This is a genomic window from Pseudomonas sp. LB1P83, assembly GCF_054897885.1.
In genome coordinates, this window is the sequence record NZ_CM142709.1 from 305,095 (window position 1) to 330,397 (window position 25,303).

The following is a 25,303-nucleotide window of genomic DNA, read 5'->3' on the forward strand; positions in this document are numbered from 1 at the left end:
TGCCTTATCAACTGTTTCAAGGATATTTATGGGGGAGTATCTTCCTATTAACTTAAAGCTTCTGTGTAGTCACTACAGATCTGTCGCAGAAGTCTGTAGGAAGATTCGAATTAATCGTGGGCAATTTAATAAGTACCTTTGTGGGAATAGCGTTCCTACACCTTTTAATCTGAAACGTATCTGTGATTTTTTTGGAGTTGAGGAGTTCGAAATAACGCTTCCAACCGAGCAATTCATCACGTTGATTGGTGTGAAATCGAGGAAGACCAGCCACTCTGGTGAGGGGGCGGAATCACAGAAAATGCTTGAACATCTGCGTCGACAATCTTCCCCAGAACTCAAGGCCCACATCGGTTATTACTACGAGTACTATCACGCGATGACGGAACCTGGCTCCATTTTGTGCTCGTTGGTGCATGTTCGTGTAGACGGGTCGGACGTGGTCTACGAGCGAGACGAGCGCTTGCAGATTGCCGGGGAGGAAGGCGAATTTGAGCGGTATCGATACGTCGGCACTGCTTATTATCTGCGAGATCGCCTGTTTCTCATCGATTACGAGTCACTGACCTCAAACGAAATCAGCCAGACTATTCTCATACCGAGCTTCAAAAGCTGCATCACACGGCTTAATGGCCTGAAGATGGGCGTTTCGGCCGCAGATAATCGAGCCCCCGCATGCTCGAGAGTTGTTTGGGAGTATCTGGGGCAGGAAATCAACCGGGTCGATGCCTATCGCCGGGTGCGTCTGTATGACGTTAATGATCCGGCTATCGATGAAGACCTGCGTGCGCGACTCGCTCAAACCAAGGTTGTCCATGGGCTGTTTGTTATTGCGTGACGGATGTTGTTTGGGAACGCTGCGCATCCCTGAAAATCGGCTTTTTGTAGCTGTAGAGTTATTGCCAGCGATTTTTTAGACCGCAGCAGATCCCTGTGGGAGCAAGCTCGCTTCCACAGGGAAATGTATGAAGCTTCAAATCGGTGATGCGTCCGGGCTATCAATCTGCTCCAGCATCCATTTCACAAAATCCCGCACCTTGGGCACTTCCGCCGAATGCTCGGGATACGCCAGGTAATAGGCATCGGTGCTGGGCATCGCGTGCTGCCAGGGTATGACCAGTTTGCCGTCGGCCAATTCCTCTTCCACCAGGAAACGGGGCAACAATGCCACGCCGCAGCCGACCTGGGCTGCGCGGATGCACATGTAGAAGGTTTCGAAGCGCGGGCCGTGGTAGCTGTGTTCGGTGTGGTAGCCCTGACTGTCGAACCAATCGTGCCAGGCCTGGGGCCGCGAGGCGTTTTGCAGCAGGACGAGGTCGGTGAGCTGCGTAGGATCGGTGAATGGCGTGTCCGGCAGACTGCCGGGGGCGCAGACCGGCACCAGCTCCTCGCCAAACAGCTTCAGGCATTCGGTGCCGGGCCGCGAGCCCTGGCCGAAGTAGAACGCCAGGTCGCTGCGACCTTGCAGCAAGTCATCGGCTTCCTGCTCGCTGCACAGGTCCAGATGGATTGAGGGATGGCGTAGACGCCAACCTTTCAAGCGTGGCACCAGCCAGCGGGCGCCGAAGGTCGGAGGCGTTGAAACCCGCAAGACTTCGGTCTCGCCGCCGTAGGAACGCAGGTAATGGGTCGACATCTCGACCTGCGTGAGGATTTTTCTTACCTCCACCAGGTACAAATCCCCGGCCGGGGTCATTTGCAGCCGTCGGCGCACCCGGCGAAACAACAGGTGCTGCAGCAACTCTTCAAGTTGCGCGACCTGTTTGCTGACGGCGCTCTGGGTCAGGTTCAGCTCTTCGGCGGCCCGGGTGAAGCTCAAATGCCGGGTGACGGCCTCGAAACACTGCAGTGCGGTGATCGATGGCAAGTAGCGTTTATTCAGCATGGACGGTCCTTTTTCTTGTTTCTTTTACTGCCAGCAATTCAAAGCATGAATAAACGGAATGATATCTCTCTTAAAGGTCGTTTGTTGGGTAACCTCCGGGGAGCTAAAACTACAGGTCTGATCAGCCGTGAATATCCGGCTGCACGTTTTCTGTTTTTTGCTTGAGGAGTGACCCATGGTTGCCGCATTGCTTGATCGTCTTGGTGTGAACCCGGCCCTGTACCAGAACGGCAAAGTGCCGGTGCATTCGCCAATCGATGGCAGCCAGATCGCCGCCGTGAACTGGGAAGGCGCTGCCGAAGTCGAGCAGCACATCAGTCGTGCAGATCATGCGTTCGAATTGTGGCGCAAGGTTCCGGCCCCGCGCCGCGGCGAGCTGGTGCGTCAACTGGGCGATATCCTGCGCGAATACAAGGCTGATCTCGGCGAACTGGTTTCCTGGGAAGCCGGCAAGATCACTCAGGAAGGCCTGGGTGAAGTTCAGGAAATGATCGACATCTGCGATTTCGCCGTCGGTCTGTCCCGTCAGCTGTACGGTTTGACCATCGCTTCCGAGCGTCCTGGCCACCACATGCGCGAAACCTGGCACCCGCTGGGCATCGTCGGTGTGATCAGTGCGTTCAACTTCCCGGTCGCGGTCTGGGCCTGGAACACCACACTGGCGCTGGTCTGCGGCAACCCGGTGATCTGGAAACCGTCCGAGAAAACCCCGCTGACCGCACTGGCCTGCCAGGCGCTGTTTGACCGCGTACTGAAGAACTTCAGCGACGCACCTCCACACCTGAGCCAAGTGATCATTGGCGGCCGCGATGCCGGTGAAGCCCTGGTCGATGACCCGCGTGTCGCGCTGATCAGCGCCACCGGCAGCACCCGCATGGGCCGTGAAGTGGCGCCGAAAATCGCCGCACGTTTCGCCCGCAGCATTCTGGAACTGGGCGGTAACAACGCCATGATCCTCGCCCCAAGCGCCGACCTGGACATGGCCGTTCGCGCCATCCTGTTCAGCGCCGTCGGCACCGCCGGCCAGCGTTGCACCACCCTGCGTCGTCTGATTGCCCATGAGTCGGTGAAGGAAGAAATCGTCACCCGCCTCAAGGCTGCCTACTCCAAGGTGCGCATCGGCAATCCACTTGAGGGCAACCTGATCGGTCCGCTGATCGACAAACACAGCTTCGAAAACATGCAGGACGCGCTGGAACAAGCCTTGAGCGAAGGCGGCCGGGTGTTTGGCGGCAAGCGTCAGCTGGAAGACAAATTCCCGAATGCTTACTACGTCTCGCCGGCCATCGTCGAAATGCCGGAGCAGAGCGATGTGGTCTGCAACGAAACCTTCGCGCCGATCCTGTACGTGGTCGGTTACAAGGACTTCGACGAAGCGCTGCGCCTGAACAACTCGGTGCCGCAAGGTCTGTCCTCGTGCATCTTCACCACCGACGTGCGTGAAGCCGAGCAGTTCATGTCGGCGGTCGGCAGTGACTGCGGCATCGCCAACGTCAACATCGGCCCGAGCGGCGCGGAAATCGGCGGCGCGTTTGGGGGTGAGAAAGAAACGGGCGGTGGTCGTGAGTCCGGTTCCGATGCATGGCGCGGCTACATGCGCCGTCAGACCAACACCGTGAATTACTCGCTGGAGTTGCCGTTGGCTCAGGGCATCACGTTCGACTGATCCTTTAGTCGAACAGTGATCCCCTGTAGGAGTGAGCCTGCTCGCGATAGCGGTTTGTCAGTCACATCATTGCTGAATGTGCTGGTGCTATCGCGAGCAGGCTCACTCCTACATTTTGAACTGTGTGTTGGTTAGGTTTCTGTTGGAGTCTGGCAATGCCGTTACGCGAAGAGTGTCTGTGGGAAAAACTGACGCCGCAAAGGCCTGACAATGCCGCGCTCAAGGGCGAAGTATTGGTCGATGTCTGCGTCATCGGCGCCGGCTTCACCGGTCTGTCGGCGGCGGTGCATCTGCTGGAAAAAGGTAAAACGGTCTGCGTGCTGGAAGCCCATCGCGCCGGTCATGGCGGTTCGGGACGCAACGTCGGGCTGGTCAATGCCGGGATGTGGATTCCACCGGACGAGATCGAAGCCGGGTTCGGCGAAGCGGTCGGCAGTCAGCTCAATCGCATGCTGGGTGCGGCGCCGTCCCTGGTGTTCAGCCTTGTGGATAAATACAACATCGATTGCCAGTTGCGCCGCGAAGGCACGCTGCACATGGCGCACAACGCCCGTGGCGAAGCCGATCTGCGCAGTCGTGAAGAACAATGGAAACGTCGCGGGGCGCCGGTCGAACTGCTGACCGGACAAGCTTGCGAGCAAGCGACGGGCACCAAAAAGATCGCTGCCGCGTTGCTCGATAAGCGTGCCGGCACGATCAACCCGATGGCTTACACCACGGGGCTCGCCCAAGCGGCCATCAGCCTCGGCGGTCAGCTGTTCGATCATTCTGCGGTCACCCGACTCGAACGTCAGGGCCAACGCTGGTCGGTGCAAACCGCTCAGGGTTCGGTGCTCGCCGAACAAGTGGTGATTGCCTCCAACGCTTACACCGAAGGCGACTGGACGGAACTGCGGCGCAATTTCTTCCCTGGTTATTACTATCAGGTGGCTTCGGTCCCGCTGACTGAAGACGCCGCGCAGCAAATCCTGCCCGGCGGCCAGGGTTCCTGGGACACTCGCCAGGTGCTCAGCAGTATTCGTCGCGATAAGGACGGTCGCCTGTTACTTGGCAGTCTGGGTAATGGCAATCAGAAACCGGCCTGGTTTCTCAAGGCCTGGGCTGATCGGGTCCAGCAACACTATTTCCCCTATCTCAAACCTGTGGAATGGGAATGCACCTGGACCGGGTGCATTGCGTTTACCCCCGATCACTTGATGCGTTTATTCGAGCCAGCGCCCGGTTTAGTGGCAGTCACCGGTTATAACGGCCGGGGCGTGACGACGGGGACGGTGGTCGGCAAAGCCTTTGCCGATTATCTGTGTGACGGAAATCCTCAGGCGCTGCCGATCCCCTTCGCTCCCATGCAGCCACTGGCGGGGGCGGGTTTGCGCAGTTGTCTGTACGAGGCCGGGTTCTCGCTGTATCACGCAGGCCAGTGCTTGCGGATCGTTATTTGATTGTTGAAATTTGTTGCTGGAAGCGGCGCTTTTCGGCGCAGCGACTAGCCTGTAAAAGGTGCGGGTTGTAGCAGTACCGCACCAGCAGTGTGCACTTCGGTGACGCACGTTGTTACAGGCTGGTTGCACGTCGTTTGGCGCCGCGGTTGCAATGATGGCGCGTGCGGGTTGCGCCTTTAAAAATAAATGGTTTCACCTTCCGCGGTTTAGACGGTTGCACGCCCAATGAAAATGGGATCGAAACAGTCGAAATAACAATAAAGCAGCGACTTTTTTCAGAATAAAAAACCGATGGCACGGCACTTGCTCTGAGCATTCAGAGAAGTCGCAGTGCCAACTAAAAAAAAACCTTGGAGCACCACCTCATGTCCCAGACGTTTTACAAGAAAGGCTTTCTGGCCCTCGCAGTGGCAACTGCTTTGGGTGTTTCTGCGTTTGCACAGGCTGATGTGAAAATCGGTGTGGCGGGTCCGATGACAGGTGCCAACGCGGCATTTGGCGAGCAGTACATGAAGGGTGCACAGGCTGCAGCCGACGCGGTCAACGCGGCGGGCGGCGTCAACGGGGAAAAAATCGTACTGGTGAAGGGCGATGACGCCTGCGAACCGAAACAGGCTGTGACGGTCGCCAAGGACCTGACCAACCAGAAGGTCGCCGGCGTGGTCGGTCACTTCTGCTCCTCGTCGACCATTCCGGCCTCCGAGATCTACGACGAAGCGGGCATCATTGCAATCACCCCAGGTTCCACCAACCCGGCAGTTACCGAACGCGGCCTGAGCGCCATGTTCCGTATGTGCGGGCGTGACGATCAGCAAGGCATCGTGGCCGGTGACTACATCGTCGACGTGCTCAAGGGCAAGAAAGTTGTCGTCCTGCACGACAAGGACACCTACGGTCAGGGCCTGGCGGATGCAACCAAGGCCCAGCTGGAAAAACGCGGCGTGAAGCCGGTGCTGTATGAAGGCCTGACCCGTGGTGAGAAAGACTTCAGCACCATCGTTACCAAAATCCGCGGCGCTGGCGCCGATGTCGTCTACTTCGGCGGTCTGCACCCGGAAGCCGGTCCCCTGGTTCGTCAACTGCGTGAACAAGGTCTCAAAGACGTCAAGTTCATGTCCGATGACGGCATCGTGACCGACGAACTGGTGACCACCGCTGGTGGCCCGCAATTCGTTGACGGCGTGCTGATGACCTTCGGCGCCGACCCACGCATGCTGCCAGACAGCAAAACCGTGGTAGACGCGTTCCGCAAGGCCGGTACCGAGCCTGAAGGCTACACCCTCTACGCTTACGCTTCGGTCCAGACACTGGCGGCTGCTTTCAATGGCGCCAAGTCCAATAAAGGCGAAGAAGCAGCGGCGTGGCTGAAGAAGAACCCGGTCAAAACCGTCATGGGCGAGAAGACCTGGGACGCCAAGGGCGACCTGAAGGTCTCCGACTACGTGGTTTACCAGTGGGACAAGGACGGCAAATACCACCAACTGGAAAAACAGAAGTGATATGACCTGCTGATCTGCCCGGTGCCTTGTGCGCCGGGCAATCAAAGAACATGTCCGTGCAGTACCTGTCTTTTCTCGTAGAGCTGCACACAACCGAGTTGCGCCGGCGGCTGAACCCCGGTCCGTCGCCCCCGGCTTCTGTGCAGTCTCTCAAATGCGTGAGATTGCGTTATGGATGGTATTTTCCTGCAGCAACTGGTCAATGGCCTGACCCTCGGGTCGGTCTATGGCCTGATCGCCATCGGCTACACAATGGTCTATGGCATCATCGGCATGATCAACTTCGCCCACGGCGAGGTTTACATGATTTCCGCTTACCTCGCGGCAATCAGTCTGGCTCTGCTGGCATACTTCGGTATTGAATCCTTCCCGCTACTGATGCTCGGCACCCTGATCTTCACCATCGTGGTAACGGCGGTGTATGGCTGGGTCATCGAGCGCGTCGCCTACAAGCCCCTGCGCAACTCCACCCGGTTGGCACCGCTGATCAGCGCCATCGGGATTTCGCTGATCCTGCAGAACTATGCCCAGATCGCCCAAGGCGCCAAGCAACAAGGTGTTCCGACCTTGCTGACGGGAGCCTGGCGCGTCGAAATCGGCACCGGCTTCGTGCAGTTGACCTACACCAAGGTGTTTATCCTGATTGCCGCATTCGCCGGCATGGCCCTGCTGACCTACATCATCAAGTACACCAAGCTCGGCCGCATGTGCCGCGCCACCCAGCAAGACCGCAAGATGGCCTCGATCCTGGGGATCAACACCGACCGCGTTATTTCCTACGTGTTCATCATCGGTGCAGCGATGGCGGCCCTGGCCGGCGTGCTGATCACCATGAACTACGGCACGTTCGACTTCTATGCCGGCTTCATCATCGGCATCAAGGCGTTCACCGCCGCGGTGCTCGGCGGTATTGGCTCGCTGCCTGGCGCGATGCTCGGCGGGATCATTCTCGGGATCTCCGAGTCGCTGTTCTCAGGTTTGGTCAACTCGGACTACAAAGACGTTTTCAGCTTCTCGCTGCTCGTTCTCGTTCTGGTCTTTCGGCCCCAAGGCCTGCTCGGCCGTCCTCTTGTGTCGAAGGTGTAAGCGATGTCTTCAACCACTAAAAAAACCATTGATCTCAAAAGAAGCCTGGTTGACGCGATTCTTGCCGGCCTTGTCGCCCTGATTGTGTTCGGCCCGATTGTCGGTGTGGTCCTCGACGGCTACGGCTTCAATCTGGAAACGACCCGGGTGGCATGGATTGTCGCCATCGTCATGGCGGGCCGATTTGCCTTGAGCTTGTTCCTGCAAACGCCCAAGGGCCTGAAAATTCTTGAAGGCTTTGAAAGCACCGGCTCCGGGGTTCATGTACTGCCGCCAGATTACAAATCCCGGTTACGCTGGATCATCCCGCTGGTGATCGTCGTTGCCGTGGTGTTCCCGTTTTTCTCCAACTCCTACCTGCTGGGCGTGGTTATCCTGGGGCTGATCTACGTATTGCTGGGCCTGGGCCTGAATATCGTGGTTGGCCTGGCCGGCCTGCTCGACCTGGGTTATGTAGCGTTCTACGCCATCGGTGCCTACGGACTGGCGCTGGGGTATCAATACCTCGGACTGGGTTTCTGGACGGTGCTGCCGTTGGCGGCAATCGTCGCTGGCCTGGCCGGCTGCATCCTGGGATTTCCTGTGTTGCGGCTGCACGGTGACTACCTGGCGATCGTGACCCTGGGGTTCGGCGAAATCATTCGCTTGATCCTTAACAACTGGCTGTCCCTGACCGGTGGCCCGAATGGCATGGCGGCTCCGTTGCCGACTTTCTTCGGCCTCGAATTCGGCAAGCGCGCGAAGGAGGGCGGTGTTCCGTTCCATGAGTTCTTCGGCATCGCTTACAACCCCGACGTGAAGTACTACTTCATCTACGCGGTGTTGTTCCTGGTGGTGCTGGCCGTGCTGTACATCAAGCACCGCTTGACCCGCATGCCGGTCGGTCGCGCCTGGGAAGCCTTGCGTGAAGACGAAATCGCCTGCCGCTCCATGGGCCTGAACCACGTACTGGTCAAGCTCTCGGCGTTTACCATCGGTGCATCGACTGCCGGCCTGGCCGGGGTGTTCTTCGCCACCTATCAAGGCTTCGTCAACCCGACCTCGTTCACATTCTTCGAATCGGCACTGATCCTCGCCATCGTGGTACTCGGCGGCATGGGCTCGACCATCGGCGTAGTGATTGCAGCGTTCGTGCTGACCGTGGCCCCGGAGCTGCTGCGTGGCTTCGCGGAATACCGCGTGCTGCTGTTCGGCATCCTGATGGTGTTGATGATGATCTGGCGACCGCGCGGCCTGATTCGGATCAGCCGTACCGGTGTGACCCCGCGTAAAGGAGTAGCGCCATGAGCGAAGTCGTACTCTCGGTCGAGAAGCTGATGATGCACTTCGGCGGCATCAAGGCATTGAGTGATGTCAGCCTCAAGGTGCATCGCAACTCGATCTTCGCCCTGATCGGCCCCAACGGCGCTGGCAAGACCACCGTGTTCAACTGCCTGACCGGCTTCTACAAGGCCTCCGGCGGCAAGATCGAACTCAATACACGCGGCCAGCGCACCGATGTCATCCAGCTGCTGGGCGAATCGTTCAAAGCTACGGATTTCGTTTCGCCGAAAAGCTTCATCACCCGGATGCGTTACAAGATGTTCGGCGGCACCCACCTGGTGAACCGTGCCGGGCTGGCGCGTACGTTCCAGAACATTCGTCTGTTCAAGGAAATGTCGGTGCTGGAAAACCTGTTGGTGGCCCAGCACATGTGGGTCAACCGCAACATGTTGGCCGGCATCCTCAACACCAAGGGCTACCGCAAGGCCGAAAGCGATGCGCTGGACCACGCCTTCTACTGGCTGGAAGTCGTGGACCTGGTGGACTGTGCCAACCGTCTGGCCGGTGAACTGTCCTACGGCCAACAGCGCCGTCTGGAAATCGCCCGGGCGATGTGCACCCGGCCGCAGATTATCTGCCTCGACGAACCGGCTGCCGGCCTCAACCCTCAGGAGACCGAAGCGCTGAGCGCGATGATCCGTCTGCTGCGCGACGAGCACGATCTGACCGTGGTGCTGATCGAACACGACATGGGCATGGTAATGAGCATTTCCGACCACATCGTGGTGCTGGACCACGGCATCGTTATCGCCGAGGGCGGACCTGATGCGATTCGTAATGACCCGAAAGTGATTGCGGCCTACCTGGGCGCGGATGAAGAGGAAGTGGTGCTATGAGCCAACCCATCCTCGAACTCAAGGATCTGGATGTGTTTTACGGGCCGATTCAGGCCCTGAAAAAAGTTTCGCTGCATATCAATGAAGGTGAAACCGTCAGCCTGATCGGTTCCAACGGCGCGGGTAAATCGACCCTGCTGATGTCGATCTTCGGCCAGCCGCGAGCGGCTGACGGGCAGATCATCTATCAGGGCGTGGACATCACGCACAAGTCGTCGCACTACATTGCATCCAACGGTATCGCTCAGTCGCCGGAAGGCCGGCGGGTGTTCCCCGACATGACCGTCGAGGAAAACTTGCTGATGGGTACCATCCCTATCGGTGACAAGTACGCCAAGGAAGACATGCAACGTATGTTCGAGCTGTTTCCACGGCTCGAAGAACGGCGTACCCAGCGGGCCATGACCATGTCCGGCGGCGAGCAGCAGATGCTCGCCATCGCCCGTGCGTTGATGAGTCGGCCCAAGCTGTTGTTGCTCGATGAACCGAGCCTGGGTCTGGCGCCGATCGTGGTGAAACAGATCTTCGCGACCCTGCGCGAACTGGCAAGTACCGGTATGACCATCTTCCTGGTCGAGCAGAACGCCAACCACGCCCTCAAGTTGTCGGACCGGGCGTACGTGATGGTCAACGGTGAGATCCGCCTCACCGGCACTGGCAAGGAGTTGCTGGTCAACGAGGAAGTGCGTAACGCTTATCTCGGCGGGCATTGACGCTCTGCCGAAATATCCACAGCCTCGACGAGCAATCGCCGGGGCTTTTTTACACCTCCAATACACCGCTAACCTCCTGTGGGAGTGAGCCTGCTCGCGATAGCGGAGTATCAGTCGACAAGCTTTTTACTGATCCACCGCTATCGCGAGCAGGCTCACTCCCACAGTGGCCGCATATGCTTTCCGGAAATTGTGGAAAACAATATTCACAAGCTCTCAAACCGCGACATAAAGCCGCTGCAAATAGCTGTTTTACCACGCTTTTGACTTGTCCCCGTTTGCTGTGGAGCTGGCTGTGAATAACGTGGGAGTAGCTGTCTGAGAGCCTTTGAATCCGTGGCTTGCAGCGATATGGTTGTTTTTTGATCAGGCATTTTTGCCGGACCCTGAACAGGCTTTGTCAACCTTTTTGTTGGCGACCAACCTGGCTCGAAAGGTGATGGGCAAGCCTGTGGATAAGTCTGTGGTTAAACTCTGGAAAGACTCGGCTGAGGGCCGTGGTTACTGGCTTGGCGCCATCGTCGGTTTGATCATCCCATCGTGCAAAATGCCTTGGGCTACACAGCTGGCGCTCGAGGGTCAAGCAAAAAACTTTGTAATCTGCCCTCAAAGCCCTGTGGATAGCGGCTTCCAGCTTTTCCACTTGCCCCCGGAAACTGTGGACCGGCCTGTGGATAAGGTGCGCGTACATGGCTACAAGCCACGGTGTCTATGACGTTCGGGTTGTTGATCGATTTTTGTACAGTTTTTGCGGTGGTTGCCGCTATGGGCAAGGCCGGGCATGCTGCCAGCTGATTTTCTATTCCAATGGCTGTCGATCAGCCGAAGCAAGGAGAACACGATGTCCAACACCCTGTTTATTACCGGCGCGACCTCCGGTTTTGGTGAAGCCTGTGCCCGTCGTTTTGCCGAGGCCGGTTGGAAACTGGTGCTGACAGGCCGTCGTGAAGAACGCCTCAACGCCCTGTGCGCCGAGTTGTCGAAGCAGACCGAGGTCCATGGCCTGGTGCTCGACGTGCGAGATCGCAAGGCCATGGAGGAGGCGATCGCCAACCTGCCGCCGTCCTTTGCCAAGTTGCGCGGGCTGATCAACAACGCCGGTCTGGCGCTGGGCGTTGACCCGGCGCCGAAGTGCGACCTCGACGACTGGGACACCATGGTCGACACCAACATCAAAGGCCTGATGTACAGCACTCGCCTGCTGTTGCCACGCCTGATCGCCCATGGTCGCGGTGCCGGTATCGTCAACCTCGGCTCCATCGCCGGCAACTACCCGTACCCGGGCAGCCACGTGTATGGCGCGAGCAAAGCGTTCGTTAAACAGTTCTCGCTGAACCTGCGCTGTGACCTGCAAGGCACTGGCGTTCGCGTCAGCAACATCGAGCCGGGCCTGTGCGAGAGTGAGTTCTCGCTGGTGCGTTTTGCGGGAGACCAGGAGCGTTACAACGCGACCTACGCCGGTGCCGAGCCGATCCAGCCGCAGGACATCGCCGAGACCATTTTCTGGGTGCTCAATGCGCCGGCGCACATCAACATCAACAGCCTTGAGCTGATGCCGGTGAGCCAGACCTGGGCCGGGTTTTCCATTGAGCGTAATGCCAAGGCCTGAGACCGCGTAACGGCCCATCGTCGGAACGTCGCCCGCAGCCGGCTCGCTCCCACAGTGGATTTCTATTGGCCACACTATTTGTGAGCAACAGAGATCAAATGTAGGAGCGAGCCTGCTCGCGATGGCGGTCGATCAGTCAGCGAAGATAATCGACCAACCCGCGATAGCAGGTCGCCAAGTGATAAGGCGTCGTCGAAGGCATGTCCTTGCGGCTGACTTCGCCCTGCTCATCGCGACATTCATACCACCCATCAACATGCAAAAAGCGTTGCTGCAACGCCTGCAATTGGCGTTGCACCGAACCTTCGCTGTCCGGACGCAAGGTCAGGGCGCGCAGGTATTCAGCCTGCGCCCAGATTCGTTGGGTGGCATCTTTCGCAAAACCATTCAGATCGAGCATCGCTGCGACTGCTCCCGTTTGCGGATCGACACCCAGTTGCTCAGTGAATGCAAATGCCCGCTCCAGCGAAGCATGCAGTTTTGATCCGCGCAGCAACGGCGAAGACTCCAGCAGGAAATACCACTCAAACTGATGCCCCGGCTCAAACCAGTTATCCACAGCACCCAGCGGTTTCTCCATCAACACGCTGTGTTGCGGGTCGATAAAACGCTTCTGCATGGCTGTGCATAACTCGACAAGCGCGCGCTGCACGGCGATGTCTTCGCGCACCGACAGGGTTGCGAGGAAGGCTTCGGCCAGGTGCATCAGAGGATTTTGCAGGGGGCCGGAGTCGAGCGAGGACCAGTCACGGTCGAGGCAGGCTTCATACAGGCCGTCACCCGTGGCAAAGCGCCGAGCCAGCACTTCCAGCGTGGCATTGAGGACCGATTCCACCAGCGGTTCGCGAACCTTGTCCCAGTAATGGGCACACGCGAACAGGATGAAGGCATGGGTGTAGAGGTCTTTGCGCTGATCCAGTGGCGCACCTTGCGGGTCGATGCTGTAGAACCAGCCGCCGTGTTCGGCGTCGTGGAAATGCTGTTGCAAGGAACGGAACAGCGCCGCGGCGTGCTCCTCGGCGGCCGGCACCTGGCCAATCAGGCTGGAAAACAGATACAGCTGCCGCGCGCAAGCCATCGCCCGGTAGCGCTGGGGTGGCAGCGGCTGATGCCCGGCGTCCAGCGCTTCATAAGGCAACGCCATGTCGGCATTCCAGCCGGGACCTTGCCAGAGCGGCACGATCACGTCCTGGAAATGCTGTTGCACCGAGGCGAACAGGGCGGTCAATTCAGGCTGGGAGGCGGAGCGGGAAACAGGCGGCATTGGCTGGCGTCGTCACGGCAGGGTTGATTGCGCGACATGTTAGCAGGCCTGAGAGAGGCGGTGTCTGTCAGGCCGCCTTCGCGGGCAAGCCTCGCTCCTACAGAGGGACAAGTGACCCTGTAGGAGCGAGCGGTTCGGCGTTCCGACTTGCCCGCGAAGAGGCCATCGCAGGCGATAAAGAAATCAGCCCGCCAACAACCAAACCCCGGTCGCCGCCGAAGCCGCACCGGCCAATCGAACCAACGGCGCCGCCGCTTGCGGCAATACGCGCACCACGCCATAACCTGCCGCATGCAACGCAGCAGTTGCCGCCACAAACCCTGCCGCATAAGCCCAAGGGCTCGACATATCAGGCAACTCCAGCCCATGTGCCACACCATGGAACAGCGCGAACAAAGCAGTCGCCCCCACCGCCACGCTCAACGGCGGACGCACCGCCAAGGCGACCGCCAGGCCAAGCGCTAGCACCGAGGCCGCAATTCCGCTTTCCAGCGCTGGCAGGTTCAGTCCTTCAAACCCCAGCAGCCCGCCAATCAGCATGGTGCCAACGAACGTGCACGGCAGCGCCCAGCGCGCGGCGCCTTTCTGCTGCGCTGCCCACAGCCCGACTGCAACCATCGCCAGCAAGTGATCGAGGCCGCCAATCGGGTGGCTGATGCCGGCGATCAAACCGTTGTCGCCATGGCCCGGGTGGGCGAAAGCGATGGCCGGAGTCAGTAGCAGGGCGATGGCGCCCAGAATGCGTTTAAGTGTCATGGATAAGCTTCCTTGTTGATAAGTCGTGATCAGGCTGCGGTCAGCAAACCCTGGCGTTCGATGAAGGCGATGATCTCTTCCAGGCCCAAACCGGTTTTCTGGTTGCTGAAGACAAACGGCTTGCCGTTGCGCATGCGTTGGGTGTCGCTGTCCATCAACTCCAGCGACGCGCCCACCAGCGGCGCGAGGTCGACCTTGTTGATCACCAGCAAGTCGGATTTGCAGATCCCCGGCCCGCCCTTGCGCGGCAGCTTGTCGCCGGCCGAGACATCGATCACATAGATGGTCAGGTCGGACAGTTCCGGGCTGAAGGTCGCCGAGAGGTTATCGCCGCCGGACTCCACCAGAATCAGATCCAGGCCCGGGAAACGGCGGTTCAGTTGATCCACCGCTTCAAGGTTGATCGAGGCGTCTTCGCGAATCGCCGTGTGCGGGCAGCCGCCGGTTTCCACGCCGATGATGCGCTCAGGCGCCAGGGCTTCGTTGCGCACCAGGAAATCGGCGTCTTCGCGGGTGTAGATGTCGTTGGTGACGACGGCCAGGTTGTAGCGGTCGCGCAGGGCCAGGCAAAGCGCCAGCGTCAGGGCGGTTTTACCGGAGCCGACCGGGCCGCCAATACCGACGCGCAGGGGTTGTGTGTTCATGTGACTCTCCAGATTTAAAGGCCCTAGGAACGGAACAGACGGCTGTACTGACGTTCATGGGCCATGCTCGTCAGGGACAGGCCGAACGCGGCGCTGCCATAGTGTTCGGGGTGGATTCGGGTGGCGTTCTGCTGGGCTTGTTGCAGTAACGGCAGCAATTCGCTGGTCAGGCGTTGAGCGGCTTGCTGGCCAAGCGGCAGGGTTTTCATCAGCACCGCCAATTGATTTTCCAGCCAGCTCCAGAGCCACGCCGCCAGCGCATCTTGGGGGCTGATCGCCCAGGCGCGAGCGGCCAGCGCCCAGCCGAGGGCCAGGTGCGGTTCGGCGCGCTGTTCAAGAAAGGCGCGGGCTGGCGCATCGAGTTCCGGCAAGCCGTTGAGCAGTTGCTGCAATGAATAGCCCATCTGCCGGCTCTCCTGATGCAGCTCGCGAGTTTCCCGGCTGGCGCGGTGTTCTTCGCAGCGTTGCAGCAACTCTGGCCAGTTTTCTTCGGCTGCGGCCACGCAATGGGCGAGCAACAGCGGCGCTTCGAAACGTGCGAGGTTCAGCAGCAACTGATCGCTGATCCAGCGTCGCGCGCTGTCTGCGTTATTAACCCGCCCGTTATCCACCGCCATTTCCAGGCCTTGCGAATAGCTGTAGCCACCAATCGGCAGTTGCGGGCTGGCCAGGCGCAGCAGCGCCCAGGCCGGGTTCATAAACGGACGCCAAACTGGTGCAGTTTCGGCGGGTAGTTGAAGTCTTCATCACCGTGGCGGGAATGGTGATGGCCGCCGCCATAGGCGCCGTGTTCCGGCTGGAACGGGGCTTCGATGTTTTCGACCTTGGCATCCAACTGTTCGAGCATAGCCTTGAGCACGTAATCGTCGAGCAGGCGCAACCAGCCATCACCGACTTGCAGGGCGACGTGGCGGTTGCCCAGGTGATAGGCCGCGCGGGTCAGTTCGAACGCGTTGGCGCACGTGACGTGCAGCAGTTGTTCGGGGCGGGCACAGACACGGACGATGCGCCCGTCTTCAGCTTGCAGGCATTCGCCGTCATATAGCGGCGGCTGACCACGCTCCAAAAACAACCCGACGTCCTCGCCTTCGGCACTGAAACAGCGCAAACGGCTTTTGCTCCGTGCTTCGAAGATCAGGTGCAACTCGGCGGCCCAGACGGGTTGAGGGTCGATTCTGCGATGAATCACCAGCATCGGGAGGCTTCCAGCAATGGACAATGCTCAGGCTAGAGCAAGGTGCTTGCCAATCGGACGATAAGTAGGAAATACCTGTCGGAGCGTAGTGGGTGTTTCAGGATGTTGCGGGATTTTGAGCCGGAATGGTGCGAGGGTTTTCAGGCGGCACCAAATTGATGCCTGGACTGGTTTTTGTAGGAGTGAGCCTGCTCGCGATGAGGGAGTGTCAGCCAACTCATAGTTATCTGACACGCCGCATCGCGAGCAGGCTCGCTCCTACAGGGGTTATTCGGTGCTGCCCAGGCCTTGCCAATGCTTCAGGCCGATGAAGATGAAGCGCAGTTGCTGAGTGATTTTCGCCTGTGGCGTCAAATGTTCAGGCAGCGCCTCCGCTGGCGGATCGATGATGTCCGGCAAGGTCGCGAACACGCTTTTGACGATCAAATCAGCCATCACGCTCAAACCGGCGATATCCAGATGCTGCAACTTCGGCATCAAGGACAAGTCAGCTGCCAGGTCCGAGCTGATGTCTTCACGCAGGCGGCCAATGGCCTGACGCACTGGCAGCGATCCGCCATACTGCTCGCGGGCCAGGAACAGGAACTGCGAGCGATTGGCCGAGACCACGTCGAGAAAGATCCGTACCGAGGCGTCGATGATGCCGCCCATGACAAATTCGTTATGACGCACCAGGCGAATGGTTTCGCGAAAGGTCTGGCCGACTTCGCTGACCAGCACCAGGCCCAGTTCATCCATATCGGCGAAATGCCGATAGAAACCGGTGGGCACGATCCCGGCGGTTTTCGCGACTTCGCGCAGGCTCAGGCTGCCGAATCCTCGACCACATTCCATCAGGTGGCGGGCAGCGTCCATCAGGGCGTTGCGGGTTTGTTGTTTCTGTTCGGCGCGGGGCAGCATCGCAAGGGTGTTTTTCTGGACAGGGACAGCGGCGCACTCTATCAAATCGGCTTCGCTGGCGTCGAACGACTATCGGGGGATCAAGCGGGGGATGTGCAGCTTCTGTAGGGTCAAACCCTATAAAGTCAAAAGCCCAATCCGGGGATTGGGCTTTTTTTCAGGGCCGCCATGGGCTCAGCTCACAGCGCTGTTGCGTTCGATTACACGGTCACCACCACCTTCAGCCAGAGTTTGACCTTGTGGGGTGCGATCGGAACCGTCGGCAGCCAGAGTTTGACCTTGTGGGGTGCGATCGGAACCGTCGGCAGCCAGGGTTTGGCCTTGTGGAGTGCGATCGGAACCGTCGGCAGCCAGGGTTTGGCCTTGTGGGGTGCGATCGGAACCATCAGCGGCAAGGGTTTGGCCTTGTGGGGTACGATCCGAGCCATCCTGGGTGATCAGGCCTTTTTCTTTCAGGCGATCGTTACCGCCTTCGGCAAGGGTCTGGCCTTGTGGAGTGCGGTCGGAACCATCGGCAGCAACGGTTTGGCTGAACACCGAGTGGCTGTCTTTGACTTGCGGAGTGGCTTGGTCAGCAGCGGGCAGAGCGAAAGCGGTGCTGGCCAGCATTGAGAGGGTAAGGCTAAGCAGTATTTGGCGTTTCATGATGGGTTGCTCCTTGGGGGGGCGATAAAGTGGGTACGAGGGCAATGCTACTCTCGATAAGTCGATATAAAAGTTCATAAACGCAATGGTAATAATCAACGGAATTGATTGTTCTGCCGCGGCGCTCTAGAACGGGCGTTTCCGGCGAACGTTTTTGCCCTGCGGTGGGTATTTTCAACCCACTCGTGCCGCACAAAAGTGCGGGGCCGGTAACGCCGGATTCGGGGGCAATGTGCCCCTGGCCGATTATTTGAACGTTAAGCGGCTATCCGGTTAAACCTGAGCGCCATTTCCCAGTCCTAGATGTCATGGCAGGCCGGTTCTGGCCTAACGTTTCACACGTGCGTCGCAGTCAGGGCGCTCAGTCGTATCAGGAGCCCTGTGCAATGACGCGCACTCGTAAAATTGTTACCTGGACCTTCGCCAGCCTGATTGTCTTGCTGGCGGTATTGGTTCTGATCATCGTGTTCTTCGATTGGAACCGGATCAAACCGCCCCTTAACGCCAAAGTCTCTGAAGAGCTGCATCGTCCGTTCGCCATCAATGGCAACCTCGCGGTGGTCTGGCAGCGCGAGCCCGACGAAGGCGGTTGGCGGGCCTGGGTGCCGTGGCCGCACGTGGTGGCCGAAGACCTGAGCCTGGGTAACCCGGACTGGTCGAATAAACCGCAAATGGTCACCCTCAAACGCGTCGAACTGCGCATTTCACCCTTGGCTTTGCTGGCGCAGCGGGTGGTCATCCCGCGCATTGATCTGACTGAGCCGAATGCAGATCTGCAGCGCTTGGCCGACGGCCGTGCCAACTGGACATTCAAATTCGACCCCAAAGACCCGGACGCCGAGCCTTCGAGCTGGGTGGTGGACATCGGTGCCATCGGCTTCGACAAGGGCCACGTCATCCTCGACGACCAGAACCTCAAGACTCAGCTCGATGTGCTGATTGATCCGTTGGGCAAACCGATTCCGTTCAGCGATATCGTCGGCGACAAAGCAGCGAAAAACGCGCAGGAGAAAGGCGCAGCCCCGCAGGATTACGCGTTCGCGCTTAAGGTCAAAGGCCAATACCACGATCAGAAGCTCGCGGGCGAAGGCAAGATCGGCGGGTTGCTGGCATTGCAGGACGCGGCCAGGCCGTTCCCGCTTCAAGCGCAAGTGACAATCGCCGACACCCGCGTAGAACTCGCCGGCACGCTGACCGATCCACTGAACCTCGGCGCCTTGGACTTGCGCCTGAAACTGGCCGGCACCAGCCTGGGCAATCTCTATCCGCTGACCGGTGTGACACTGCCGGATACACCGCCGTATGCGACCGATGGGCATTTGATCGCCAAGCTGCATGAGCCGGGCGGCGCGGTGTTCCGCTATGAAGCGTTCAACGGCAAGATCGGCGAGAGCGACATTCACGGCAGCCTGGCTTATGTCGCCAGCCAGCCGCGGCCAAAACTCAGCGGGTCGCTGGTTTCCAATCAACTGCTGTTCACCGACCTTGCCCCGCTGATCGGCGCCGATTCCAATGCCAAGCAAAAGGCCCGTGGTGGCGAAAGCAAGCAGCCGACGGACAAGGTGTTGCCGGTCGAGGAGTTCAAGACCGAGCGCTGGGGCGACATGGACGCCGATGTCGAATTCACCGGCAAGCGCATCGTCCACAGCGAAAAACTGCCGTTCAAGGATCTCTACACTCACCTTGTGCTGACCGATGGCGTTCTAAGTCTCGAACCCCTGCGTTTCGGCGTGGCGGGCGGCACTTTGGATGCACAGATTCGCCTCAATGGCCGGACCGAACCCTTGGAAGGCCGGGCCAGACTGACCGCGCGCCAGTTCAAGCTCAAGCAGCTGTTCCCGACCTTTGAGCCGATGAAAACCAGTTTCGGCGAGCTCAATGGCGATGCCGATATCACCGGCCGTGGCAACTCGGTGGCCAAGCTGTTGGGCAGCGCCAATGGCAATCTGAAAATGCTGATCAACGACGGTGCCATCAGCCGTGAGTTGATGGAACTGGCCGGGCTGAACGTCGGCAACTACGTGGTGGGCAAGATCTTTGGCGACAAGGAAGTGAAGATCAATTGCGCGGCGGCCGACTTCGACATCAAGACCGGTTTGGCCACCACGCGACTGTTTGTGTTCGATACCGAGAACGCGATCATCTACATCGATGGCACCGCGAACATGGCGACGGAGCAGCTGGACCTGACGATTACCCCGGAATCCAAGGGCTGGCGGTTGATTTCGTTGCGGTCGCCGCTGTATGTGCGGGGCAAGTTCATCAAGCCGGACGCGGGTGTGAAGGCGGTGCCGCTGATTTTGCGTGGGGCGGGAATGGTTGCGTTGGGTCTGATCGCGGCGCCAGCGGCGGGGTTGCTGGCGTTGGTGGCGCCGAGTGGGGGTGAGCCGAATCAGTGCGCGCCGTTACTGGAACAGATGAAGGCGGGCAAGGCGCCGGTGACCGTCAAACCCACGAAGTGATTTGCAGCGTCTGTGAAGACGCCTTCGCGGGCAAGCCTCGCTCCTACAGGGACGATGTAGTCCGTAGGAGCGAGGCTTGCCCGCGAAGGCTGATTAATAGGCGCTACAGATCTTTCAGAATGTCGGCCATGTCATCCGCATGCTCTTCTTCCTGAGCCAGGATGTCTTCGAAGATGCGTCGGGTCGTCGGGTCTTTTTCGCCAATGTACTGAATGATCTCGCGGTAGCTGTCGATGGCGATCCGTTCGGCAACCAGGTCTTCGTAGACCATTTCCTTGAGTGAATTCCCGGCCACGTATTGCGCATGGGAGTTTTTCGACAGCAGGTCAGGGTTGAACTCCGGTTCACCGCCCAGTTGCACGATACGTTCGGCCAGACGGTCAGCGTGCTCGGCTTCTTGAGTCGCGTGATCGAGGAATTCATCGGCCGCGACGTTGGCTTTCAAGCCGCTGGCCATGAAGTAGTGACGCTTGTAGCGCAACACGCAGACCACAGTGGCCGAGACGATCACGCCAGCGCATGCCCGGACAGCAACGCCTCCTCGCGCAACCACGCAAAGAAAGCCCGAACCGGTGGATGTCGCTCGCGTCCAGGCACGCAAAGCGCGCTGTAGCCGGCGCCATCCACCTGAATCTCGCCCCGATAAGCCACCAGCAAACCGCTGGCCACGCTTTCCGACACCAGAATGTTGCTCGCCAGCACCAGCCCTTGTCCGGCGATCGCCGCTTGCAGGGCGTAATGCTCTTCGTCGTACTCACGGACCGCCGGTTCTCCCGTCAGCCAGGTCTCGCCGGACTGCGCGCACCAGGCCGCCCAGCCGTGGGCGTACAGTTTGGAGTTATGCCAACGCACGCTAATCAGCGTGGGCGCCCGGTCAGCCGCCAGGGAGACCTGCTCGGGTGAGCCATAGACGCCGAACGATTCGTCGAACAGGCACAGGCCATAAAGGTTCGGGTAGTCACCCAGGCTGTAGCGCACCACCAGATCGACGCTGGCGTCCTGATGCAGATCGATGACCTCGCAATGGGTATCCAGCCGCAGGCTGATGTTCGGATGACGGGCGTAGAACCGACCCAGCCGCGGCACCAGCCACAGCGCCGCGAAGGCGGCCGTGGTGGAAATCGTCAGGCTCGCACCGCTGCGTTGCGGGCGCAGGGTGTCGACGCTTTGCGCCACTTCCAGCAACGCACCGTGCAGGCTGCGGAACAGCCGTTCGCCGCAGTCGGTCAGGCGAACTTGCCGTGGCAGCCGCTCGAAAAGAGGCACGCCGAGCCAGCTCTCCAGCGAACGAATCTGATGGGACACCGCCGTCGGCGTCACCGAGAGTTCTTCGGCGGCAGCCTTGAAGCTCAGCAGGCGTGAAGCGGATTCAAAGGCGCGCAGGGCGGTCAGCGGCAGCGAGGCGAACATTCAAACACTCCATGGATGAAATGAATTCATCCAGACTGATTTCTACTCATTTGAAGAAGGGAGGCTGCGCGCTCCAAGCTGCAAGCCACAAGCAGTTTTGAGTTTAGCCATAAAGGAGATTCAGATGAGTAAGATTCTTGCCGTTCACGCCAGCCCGCGCGGCGAACGTTCTCACTCCCGGCGTTTGGCCGAAGTGTTTCTGTCTGCCTGGCAGGCGCGACATCCCCAGTCTCACCTGACTCGACGGGAAGTCGGTCGGGCATTGATACCGCCGGTCAACGAAGCCTTTGTAGTCGCGGCGTTTTACCCCGAGCCTAATGCACGACCGCTGTCGATGCAGGCCGACCTGGCGTTCAGCGATGAACTGGTCGGCGAGTTGCTGGGTAATGATTTACTGGTGATCTCCACGCCGATGCACAACTTCAGCGTGCCCAGCGGCCTCAAGGCCTGGATCGATCAGATTGTGCGGCTGGGGCTGACGTTCAATCACACGCTGGATAATGGAGTGGCCCAGTACGAGCCGTTGGTGCGAGGCAAAAAAGCCCTGATCGTCACCAGTCGCGGCGGCTTCGGTTTCGGACCGGGCGGCGAACTGGAGGCCATGAACCATGCCGATCCATTGCTGCGTACCGCGCTGGGATTCATCGGCATCACCGACATCTCCGTAGTCGCCGCCGAAGGCGAGGAGTCGGCCGAGCGCACCTTTGAGGTCTCGCTGGCCGAGGCTGAACAGCGTTTGCTGACGTTGTCCCGGGAGTTCTAGATGGCCTGGCTGTTTCTGCTGATCGCCGCCGGGTTCGAAGTCACCTTCGCCATGGGCATGAAGTACGCCGAAGGCTTCACCCGGCTTTGGCCATCGCTGATCACAGTGGTGGCCGCTGTCGGCGGGATTTACTTCCTGACCCTGGCCATGCGCGAGTTGCCGGTGAGCATCGCCTACCCGATCTGGACTGCCATCGGTTCATTGGGCACGGTGTTTCTCGGCTTTGCGTTGCTGGGCGAAAGCCTGACAGCGATCAAGCTGGTGTCGGTGGGGCTGATCGTGGCGGGCGTGGTGGGGTTGAAGTAGGGCGGATGTCATAGACTGGTCGTCGAGTTGTCATCTTGGGTGACGATGCTTGGCTGATGTCTTGCATCGCGCCTTGCTTCATCTCACCGATCACAAGGATGTTCGCCCATGTCGCAAGGTTCCGCTACGCGTTACCCGTTGGTGCTGGTCCCGGGAATGCTCGGGTTTATCCGTCTGGTGTTGTATCCGTACTGGTACGGGATCATTTCAGCGTTGCGCCGGGGCGGGGCGACAGTGATTGCGGTGCAGGTCTCGCCGCTCAATTCCAGCGAAGTGCGCGGCGAACAGTTGCTGGCGCGGATCGAAGAAATCCTGCGGGAAACCGGAGCGGAGAAGGTCAACCTGATCGGCCACAGCCAGGGGTCGCTCACGGCCCGTTACGCAGCCGCCAAACGCCCGGATCGCGTGGCTTCTGTCACTTCGGTGGCGGGGCCCAATCATGGCTCGGAGCTGGCAGATTATCTGCAAAAACATTACCCGGCCGACAGCGTAAAGGGCCGGCTGTTGGCATTTTTACTGCGGGTGATCGGCGGGTTGATGAGCCTGCTGGAAACCGGTTATCGCGGGCCGAAATTCCCTGTGGATATCCATGCTTCCCATGAGTCCCTGACGACTGCCGGGGTGGCGCTGTTCAATCAGCGTTATCCACAGGGCCTGCCTGAAATCTGGGGCGGTCACGGGCCGGAAGAGGTCAACGGCGTGCGCTATTACTCCTGGTCCGGGACGTTGCAGCCGGGAAAGACGGATCGCGGGGGCAACCTGTTCGACGGGACGAATCGCAGTTGCCGGTTGTTTGCCAGAACCTTCGTGCGCGAAACCGGGCATTGCGACGGGATGGTCGGGCGATACAGCTCGCACCTCGGGACGGTGATTGGCGATGAGTATCCGATGGATCACTTCGACATCGTCAATCAGTCGCTGGGGCTGGTGGGGAAGGGGGCTGATCCGGTGCGGTTGTTTGTCGAGCATGCAGCCCGGTTGAAAGCGGCAGGCGTGTAAACGTCAGGTAGACCGAATCATCGTTCTTCGCGGGCAAGCCTCGCTCCTACAGGTTTTGTGTCGGTCGCCGGTAATCGGCACGACGCCAACCCTGTAGGAGCGAGGCTTGCCCGCGAAGACTTCGGGTCAGGCAACACTGACCTTACGGCCAAGCACCGTAGTCCAACGCTCCGAAAGCACCACCCCACCCAACGTCAACACCCCGCCCACCAAGTGGTACATCGCCAGCTGTTCATGCAGCACCACCGCCGCAATCAGCGCGGTAATCAACGGCAGCAAATTGAAAAACAGCGTGGTCCGGCTCGGCCCCAGACGCACCACGGCCTGCATCCACGCCAACGGCGCCAGCATCGAAGCCAGCAAGCAGGCATAAAGCACCAGCGGAATATTCTGCAAGGTCGGGCCAACCTTCGGTGAAGCGACAAACAACGGAAACAGCACCACCACCGCCACCAGCACCTGCAAATACAACAACACCAGCGGCGGCAGACGCAGCTGCCATTTCTTCAACAGCGTGCTGTAAATCGCATAGGCCAGTGTGGCGATCAACATCATCGCGTCACCCAGGTTCACGCCATGCTCCAGCAGCGCGCCCAGGCTGCCGGACGACACCACCACCAAAACCCCGGCAAACGACAGCACCGCGCCGGCCAGTGCGCCTGCCGTCAAACGCTGGCCGAGGCTGACGATCGCCATGGCCAGCGACATCAATGGCATCAGCGACAAAATGATCCCCATGTTGGTAGCCGACGTCAGCGTCGCGGCGAAGTACGCCAGGCTCTGATAGACCGCCATGCCGAGCACGCCAAGGATGAAAATCTTGCCCAGGTTCGGGCGAATCAGTGGCCAATGGGCGATTACCGGTTTGAGCATGAACGGCGTGAACAGAATCCCGGCCAGCAGCCAGCGGTAGAAGCCGATTTCCGCGGGGAAGATTGCGCCGACTGCCAGTTTGTTGATCACGGTGTTGCCGGCCCAAATGAAAATGGCCAGCAGGGGATAAGCGTATTGCATCAGAAAAAACCAGAAACGTAAGTGAGGGGCAATTATCCGCCTGTCTGGATACAAGCCTATACTTCGATCCAGACAACCTGCCCCCGATGACGGACAGCATGAACAGTAAACACATCGACCTGCTCGACTTCGCGGAACTGCCGTCCCCCGTATATTTCCGTTATGCCGACTTCGATACCCACGAATACGCTTCGACCCATCGCCACCCGTGGGGCACCCTCGAGTATTCGGCCAGTGGTGTGTTGCACATGGAAATCGGCAGCAGCCGCTTCATGTCGCCGCCGCAATACGCCGTGTGGGTGCCGCCTGAGACCGAGCACAGTTTCTACAGCAATCAACCGATCAACTATCGCGCGGTCTGCCTGGCGCCGATGTTGTGCCACGCGTTGCCCCGGGAAGCCTGCACGCTGGCGATCAGCGACATCCTCAAGGCGATCCTCAAGGACTTCGCCGCCCGTGACGTGAAAATTCCCGAGCAGGAAGCGGACACACGTCTGGCGCAAGTGCTGGTGGACCAACTGCAACAGGCGCCCATCCACGAGTGTTATTTGCCTTACGCCAGCAGTTCGGGATTGCTCGGGATACTCGAGGCCCTGCAAGCCGAGCCTGGGGACAATCGGCCATTGGCACATTGGGCCGCGCAGATCCATGTCAGCGAACGCACATTGGCCCGGCAGTTTGTCCGCGAACTTGGCATGAGTTTCGGCGAGTGGCGGCAACGCTTGCGCTTTCTCGCGGCAATCGAAGCGCTGGACAGTCAGCGCAGTATTCAGAACATTGCCTTCGACATGGGGTACAGCACGGGCTCGGCATTTATCGCGATGTTTCAACGCCAGGCTGGATGTACGCCAGAGCAGTATCGGCGAGAGCGAGTTGTCTGAATTTTTTA

Annotated in this window: 24 protein-coding genes and 1 pseudogene; 14 read left to right on the forward strand and 11 right to left on the reverse strand. The window is 59.4% G+C overall.

Translation table 11 applies throughout. The features are described from left to right. The first annotated feature begins 28 nt into the window (after positions 1-28). Positions 29-838: a helix-turn-helix domain-containing protein gene (locus ACYZTY_RS01375; protein ID WP_461956997.1), complete on the forward strand. Its 810-nt coding sequence runs from the start codon at positions 29-31 to the stop codon at positions 836-838. A 135-nt stretch (positions 839-973) separates the two neighbouring features. On the opposite strand, the gene ACYZTY_RS01380 is transcribed toward ACYZTY_RS01375, so the two are convergent. Beyond that, positions 974-1,885: a LysR family transcriptional regulator gene (locus ACYZTY_RS01380; protein ID WP_461956998.1), complete on the reverse strand. Its 912-nt coding sequence runs from the start codon at positions 1,883-1,885 to the stop codon at positions 974-976. 175 nt (positions 1,886-2,060) lie between these two features. On the opposite strand from ACYZTY_RS01380, the gene amaB reads away from it, so the two are divergent. The 8 genes from amaB (at position 2,061) to ACYZTY_RS01420 (ending at position 12,056) form a co-directional block, all read left to right on the forward strand. Then, positions 2,061-3,551 (forward strand): L-piperidine-6-carboxylate dehydrogenase, encoded by a 1,491-nt coding sequence (amaB, locus tag ACYZTY_RS01385; RefSeq protein ID WP_461956999.1) that lies wholly within the window; start codon positions 2,061-2,063, stop codon positions 3,549-3,551. A 155-nt stretch (positions 3,552-3,706) separates the two neighbouring features. Then, the gene (gene amaA / locus ACYZTY_RS01390; RefSeq protein ID WP_461957000.1) at positions 3,707-4,990 is read left to right on the forward strand and encodes an L-pipecolate oxidase; all 1,284 of its coding nucleotides are present in this window, start codon (positions 3,707-3,709) and stop codon (positions 4,988-4,990) included. A 365-nt stretch (positions 4,991-5,355) separates the two neighbouring features. Next, the gene (locus tag ACYZTY_RS01395) at positions 5,356-6,489 is read left to right on the forward strand and encodes an ABC transporter substrate-binding protein (protein ID WP_461957001.1); all 1,134 of its coding nucleotides are present in this window, start codon (positions 5,356-5,358) and stop codon (positions 6,487-6,489) included. A gap of 171 nt (positions 6,490-6,660) precedes the next feature. After that, positions 6,661-7,575, forward strand: a complete 915-nt coding sequence (locus ACYZTY_RS01400) for an ABC transporter permease subunit (protein WP_010464150.1) — start codon at positions 6,661-6,663, stop codon at positions 7,573-7,575. 3 nt (positions 7,576-7,578) lie between these two features. Then, on the forward strand, positions 7,579-8,862 hold the full coding sequence (livM, locus tag ACYZTY_RS01405) for a high-affinity branched-chain amino acid ABC transporter permease LivM (protein ID WP_461957002.1): 1,284 nt from the start codon (positions 7,579-7,581) through the stop codon (positions 8,860-8,862). Continuing rightward, a complete protein-coding gene (locus ACYZTY_RS01410; RefSeq protein ID WP_461957003.1) occupies positions 8,859-9,734 on the forward strand; it encodes an ABC transporter ATP-binding protein in 876 nt (291 codons plus the stop codon). The genes livM and ACYZTY_RS01410 overlap by 4 nt, the downstream gene beginning before the upstream one ends. After that, positions 9,731-10,447, forward strand: a complete 717-nt coding sequence (locus ACYZTY_RS01415; protein WP_131058841.1) for an ABC transporter ATP-binding protein — start codon at positions 9,731-9,733, stop codon at positions 10,445-10,447. The genes ACYZTY_RS01410 and ACYZTY_RS01415 overlap by 4 nt, the downstream gene beginning before the upstream one ends. Positions 10,448-11,288: 841 nt before the next feature. Then, the gene (locus ACYZTY_RS01420; protein WP_090176198.1) at positions 11,289-12,056 is read left to right on the forward strand and encodes an SDR family oxidoreductase; all 768 of its coding nucleotides are present in this window, start codon (positions 11,289-11,291) and stop codon (positions 12,054-12,056) included. Between the two features lie 136 nt (positions 12,057-12,192). Here the strand turns inward: ACYZTY_RS01420 and ACYZTY_RS01425 are convergent, their stop codons facing one another. From ACYZTY_RS01425 to ACYZTY_RS01455, 7 genes are all read right to left on the reverse strand, one after another. Beyond that, positions 12,193-13,320 carry an AGE family epimerase/isomerase gene (locus ACYZTY_RS01425; protein ID WP_461957004.1) on the reverse strand — a complete coding sequence of 376 codons (1,128 nt, stop codon included), beginning with the start codon at positions 13,318-13,320 and terminating at the stop codon, positions 12,193-12,195. 183 nt (positions 13,321-13,503) lie between these two features. Next, complete coding sequence (locus ACYZTY_RS01430; protein WP_461957005.1) at positions 13,504-14,076, reverse strand: HupE/UreJ family protein; 573 nt, start codon at positions 14,074-14,076, stop codon at positions 13,504-13,506. A gap of 29 nt (positions 14,077-14,105) precedes the next feature. Then, positions 14,106-14,720: an urease accessory protein UreG gene (ureG, locus tag ACYZTY_RS01435; protein ID WP_046054909.1), complete on the reverse strand. Its 615-nt coding sequence runs from the start codon at positions 14,718-14,720 to the stop codon at positions 14,106-14,108. Between the two features lie 23 nt (positions 14,721-14,743). Next, the gene (locus tag ACYZTY_RS01440; RefSeq protein WP_461957006.1) at positions 14,744-15,418 is read right to left on the reverse strand and encodes an urease accessory protein UreF; all 675 of its coding nucleotides are present in this window, start codon (positions 15,416-15,418) and stop codon (positions 14,744-14,746) included. Further along, the gene (ureE, locus tag ACYZTY_RS01445; protein ID WP_461957007.1) at positions 15,415-15,915 is read right to left on the reverse strand and encodes an urease accessory protein UreE; all 501 of its coding nucleotides are present in this window, start codon (positions 15,913-15,915) and stop codon (positions 15,415-15,417) included. The genes ACYZTY_RS01440 and ureE overlap by 4 nt, the downstream gene beginning before the upstream one ends. 267 nt (positions 15,916-16,182) lie before the next feature. Then, a complete protein-coding gene (locus ACYZTY_RS01450; protein ID WP_010464134.1) occupies positions 16,183-16,815 on the reverse strand; it encodes a TetR family transcriptional regulator in 633 nt (210 codons plus the stop codon). A 174-nt stretch (positions 16,816-16,989) separates the two neighbouring features. Further along, positions 16,990-17,460 carry a hypothetical protein gene (locus ACYZTY_RS01455; protein ID WP_461957008.1) on the reverse strand — a complete coding sequence of 157 codons (471 nt, stop codon included), beginning with the start codon at positions 17,458-17,460 and terminating at the stop codon, positions 16,990-16,992. Between the two features lie 386 nt (positions 17,461-17,846). On the opposite strand from ACYZTY_RS01455, the gene ACYZTY_RS01460 reads away from it, so the two are divergent. Further along, a complete protein-coding gene (locus ACYZTY_RS01460) occupies positions 17,847-19,922 on the forward strand; it encodes an AsmA family protein (RefSeq protein ID WP_461957009.1) in 2,076 nt (691 codons plus the stop codon). A gap of 103 nt (positions 19,923-20,025) precedes the next feature. Here the strand turns inward: ACYZTY_RS01460 and ACYZTY_RS01465 are convergent. Next, positions 20,026-20,412, reverse strand: a pseudogene (locus ACYZTY_RS01465) (ferritin-like domain-containing protein); the annotation flags it as partial. 17 nt (positions 20,413-20,429) lie between these two features. Then, a complete protein-coding gene (locus tag ACYZTY_RS01470; RefSeq protein ID WP_461957010.1) occupies positions 20,430-21,332 on the reverse strand; it encodes a LysR substrate-binding domain-containing protein in 903 nt (300 codons plus the stop codon). Positions 21,333-21,456: 124 nt separating this feature from the next. Here ACYZTY_RS01470 and ACYZTY_RS01475 point away from each other — a divergent pair, with 124 nt between their 5' ends. From ACYZTY_RS01475 to ACYZTY_RS01485, 3 genes are all read left to right on the forward strand, one after another. Beyond that, complete coding sequence (locus tag ACYZTY_RS01475) at positions 21,457-22,095, forward strand: FMN-dependent NADH-azoreductase (RefSeq protein ID WP_461957011.1); 639 nt, start codon at positions 21,457-21,459, stop codon at positions 22,093-22,095. Beyond that, positions 22,096-22,401 (forward strand): DMT family transporter, encoded by a 306-nt coding sequence (locus ACYZTY_RS01480; protein ID WP_007947555.1) that lies wholly within the window; start codon positions 22,096-22,098, stop codon positions 22,399-22,401. Between the two features lie 108 nt (positions 22,402-22,509). Continuing rightward, positions 22,510-23,400, forward strand: a complete 891-nt coding sequence (locus tag ACYZTY_RS01485) for an alpha/beta fold hydrolase (RefSeq protein WP_461957012.1) — start codon at positions 22,510-22,512, stop codon at positions 23,398-23,400. A gap of 126 nt (positions 23,401-23,526) precedes the next feature. Here the strand turns inward: ACYZTY_RS01485 and ACYZTY_RS01490 are convergent, their stop codons facing one another. Further along, entirely contained in the window at positions 23,527-24,414 is an 888-nt protein-coding gene (locus ACYZTY_RS01490) for a DMT family transporter (protein ID WP_461957013.1), read from the reverse strand. Between the two features lie 98 nt (positions 24,415-24,512). Here ACYZTY_RS01490 and ACYZTY_RS01495 point away from each other — a divergent pair, with 98 nt between their 5' ends. Further along, positions 24,513-25,295 (forward strand): AraC family transcriptional regulator, encoded by a 783-nt coding sequence (locus ACYZTY_RS01495; RefSeq protein WP_461957014.1) that lies wholly within the window; start codon positions 24,513-24,515, stop codon positions 25,293-25,295. Positions 25,296-25,303 lie beyond the last annotated feature (8 nt).

Bases quoted from the DNA above. Each gene is read 5' to 3' on its own strand.
- ACYZTY_RS01375 (WP_461956997.1), top strand. From the start codon at position 29: ATGGGGGAGTATCTTCCTATTAACTTAAAGCTTCTGTGTAGTCACTAC.
- ACYZTY_RS01380 (WP_461956998.1), bottom strand. From the start codon at position 1,885: ATGCTGAATAAACGCTACTTGCCATCGATCACCGCACTGCAGTGTTTC.
- amaB (WP_461956999.1), top strand. From the start codon at position 2,061: ATGGTTGCCGCATTGCTTGATCGTCTTGGTGTGAACCCGGCCCTGTAC.
- amaA (WP_461957000.1), top strand. From the start codon at position 3,707: ATGCCGTTACGCGAAGAGTGTCTGTGGGAAAAACTGACGCCGCAAAGG.
- ACYZTY_RS01395 (WP_461957001.1), top strand. From the start codon at position 5,356: ATGTCCCAGACGTTTTACAAGAAAGGCTTTCTGGCCCTCGCAGTGGCA.
- ACYZTY_RS01400 (WP_010464150.1), top strand. From the start codon at position 6,661: ATGGATGGTATTTTCCTGCAGCAACTGGTCAATGGCCTGACCCTCGGG.
- livM (WP_461957002.1), top strand. From the start codon at position 7,579: ATGTCTTCAACCACTAAAAAAACCATTGATCTCAAAAGAAGCCTGGTT.
- ACYZTY_RS01410 (WP_461957003.1), top strand. From the start codon at position 8,859: ATGAGCGAAGTCGTACTCTCGGTCGAGAAGCTGATGATGCACTTCGGC.
- ACYZTY_RS01415 (WP_131058841.1), top strand. From the start codon at position 9,731: ATGAGCCAACCCATCCTCGAACTCAAGGATCTGGATGTGTTTTACGGG.
- ACYZTY_RS01420 (WP_090176198.1), top strand. From the start codon at position 11,289: ATGTCCAACACCCTGTTTATTACCGGCGCGACCTCCGGTTTTGGTGAA.
- ACYZTY_RS01425 (WP_461957004.1), bottom strand. From the start codon at position 13,320: ATGCCGCCTGTTTCCCGCTCCGCCTCCCAGCCTGAATTGACCGCCCTG.
- ACYZTY_RS01430 (WP_461957005.1), bottom strand. From the start codon at position 14,076: ATGACACTTAAACGCATTCTGGGCGCCATCGCCCTGCTACTGACTCCG.
- ureG (WP_046054909.1), bottom strand. From the start codon at position 14,720: ATGAACACACAACCCCTGCGCGTCGGTATTGGCGGCCCGGTCGGCTCC.
- ACYZTY_RS01440 (WP_461957006.1), bottom strand. From the start codon at position 15,418: ATGAACCCGGCCTGGGCGCTGCTGCGCCTGGCCAGCCCGCAACTGCCG.
- ureE (WP_461957007.1), bottom strand. From the start codon at position 15,915: ATGCTGGTGATTCATCGCAGAATCGACCCTCAACCCGTCTGGGCCGCC.
- ACYZTY_RS01450 (WP_010464134.1), bottom strand. From the start codon at position 16,815: ATGCTGCCCCGCGCCGAACAGAAACAACAAACCCGCAACGCCCTGATG.
- ACYZTY_RS01455 (WP_461957008.1), bottom strand. From the start codon at position 17,460: ATGAAACGCCAAATACTGCTTAGCCTTACCCTCTCAATGCTGGCCAGC.
- ACYZTY_RS01460 (WP_461957009.1), top strand. From the start codon at position 17,847: ATGACGCGCACTCGTAAAATTGTTACCTGGACCTTCGCCAGCCTGATT.
- ACYZTY_RS01470 (WP_461957010.1), bottom strand. From the start codon at position 21,332: ATGTTCGCCTCGCTGCCGCTGACCGCCCTGCGCGCCTTTGAATCCGCT.
- ACYZTY_RS01475 (WP_461957011.1), top strand. From the start codon at position 21,457: ATGAGTAAGATTCTTGCCGTTCACGCCAGCCCGCGCGGCGAACGTTCT.
- ACYZTY_RS01480 (WP_007947555.1), top strand. From the start codon at position 22,096: ATGGCCTGGCTGTTTCTGCTGATCGCCGCCGGGTTCGAAGTCACCTTC.
- ACYZTY_RS01485 (WP_461957012.1), top strand. From the start codon at position 22,510: ATGTCGCAAGGTTCCGCTACGCGTTACCCGTTGGTGCTGGTCCCGGGA.
- ACYZTY_RS01490 (WP_461957013.1), bottom strand. From the start codon at position 24,414: ATGCAATACGCTTATCCCCTGCTGGCCATTTTCATTTGGGCCGGCAAC.
- ACYZTY_RS01495 (WP_461957014.1), top strand. From the start codon at position 24,513: ATGAACAGTAAACACATCGACCTGCTCGACTTCGCGGAACTGCCGTCC.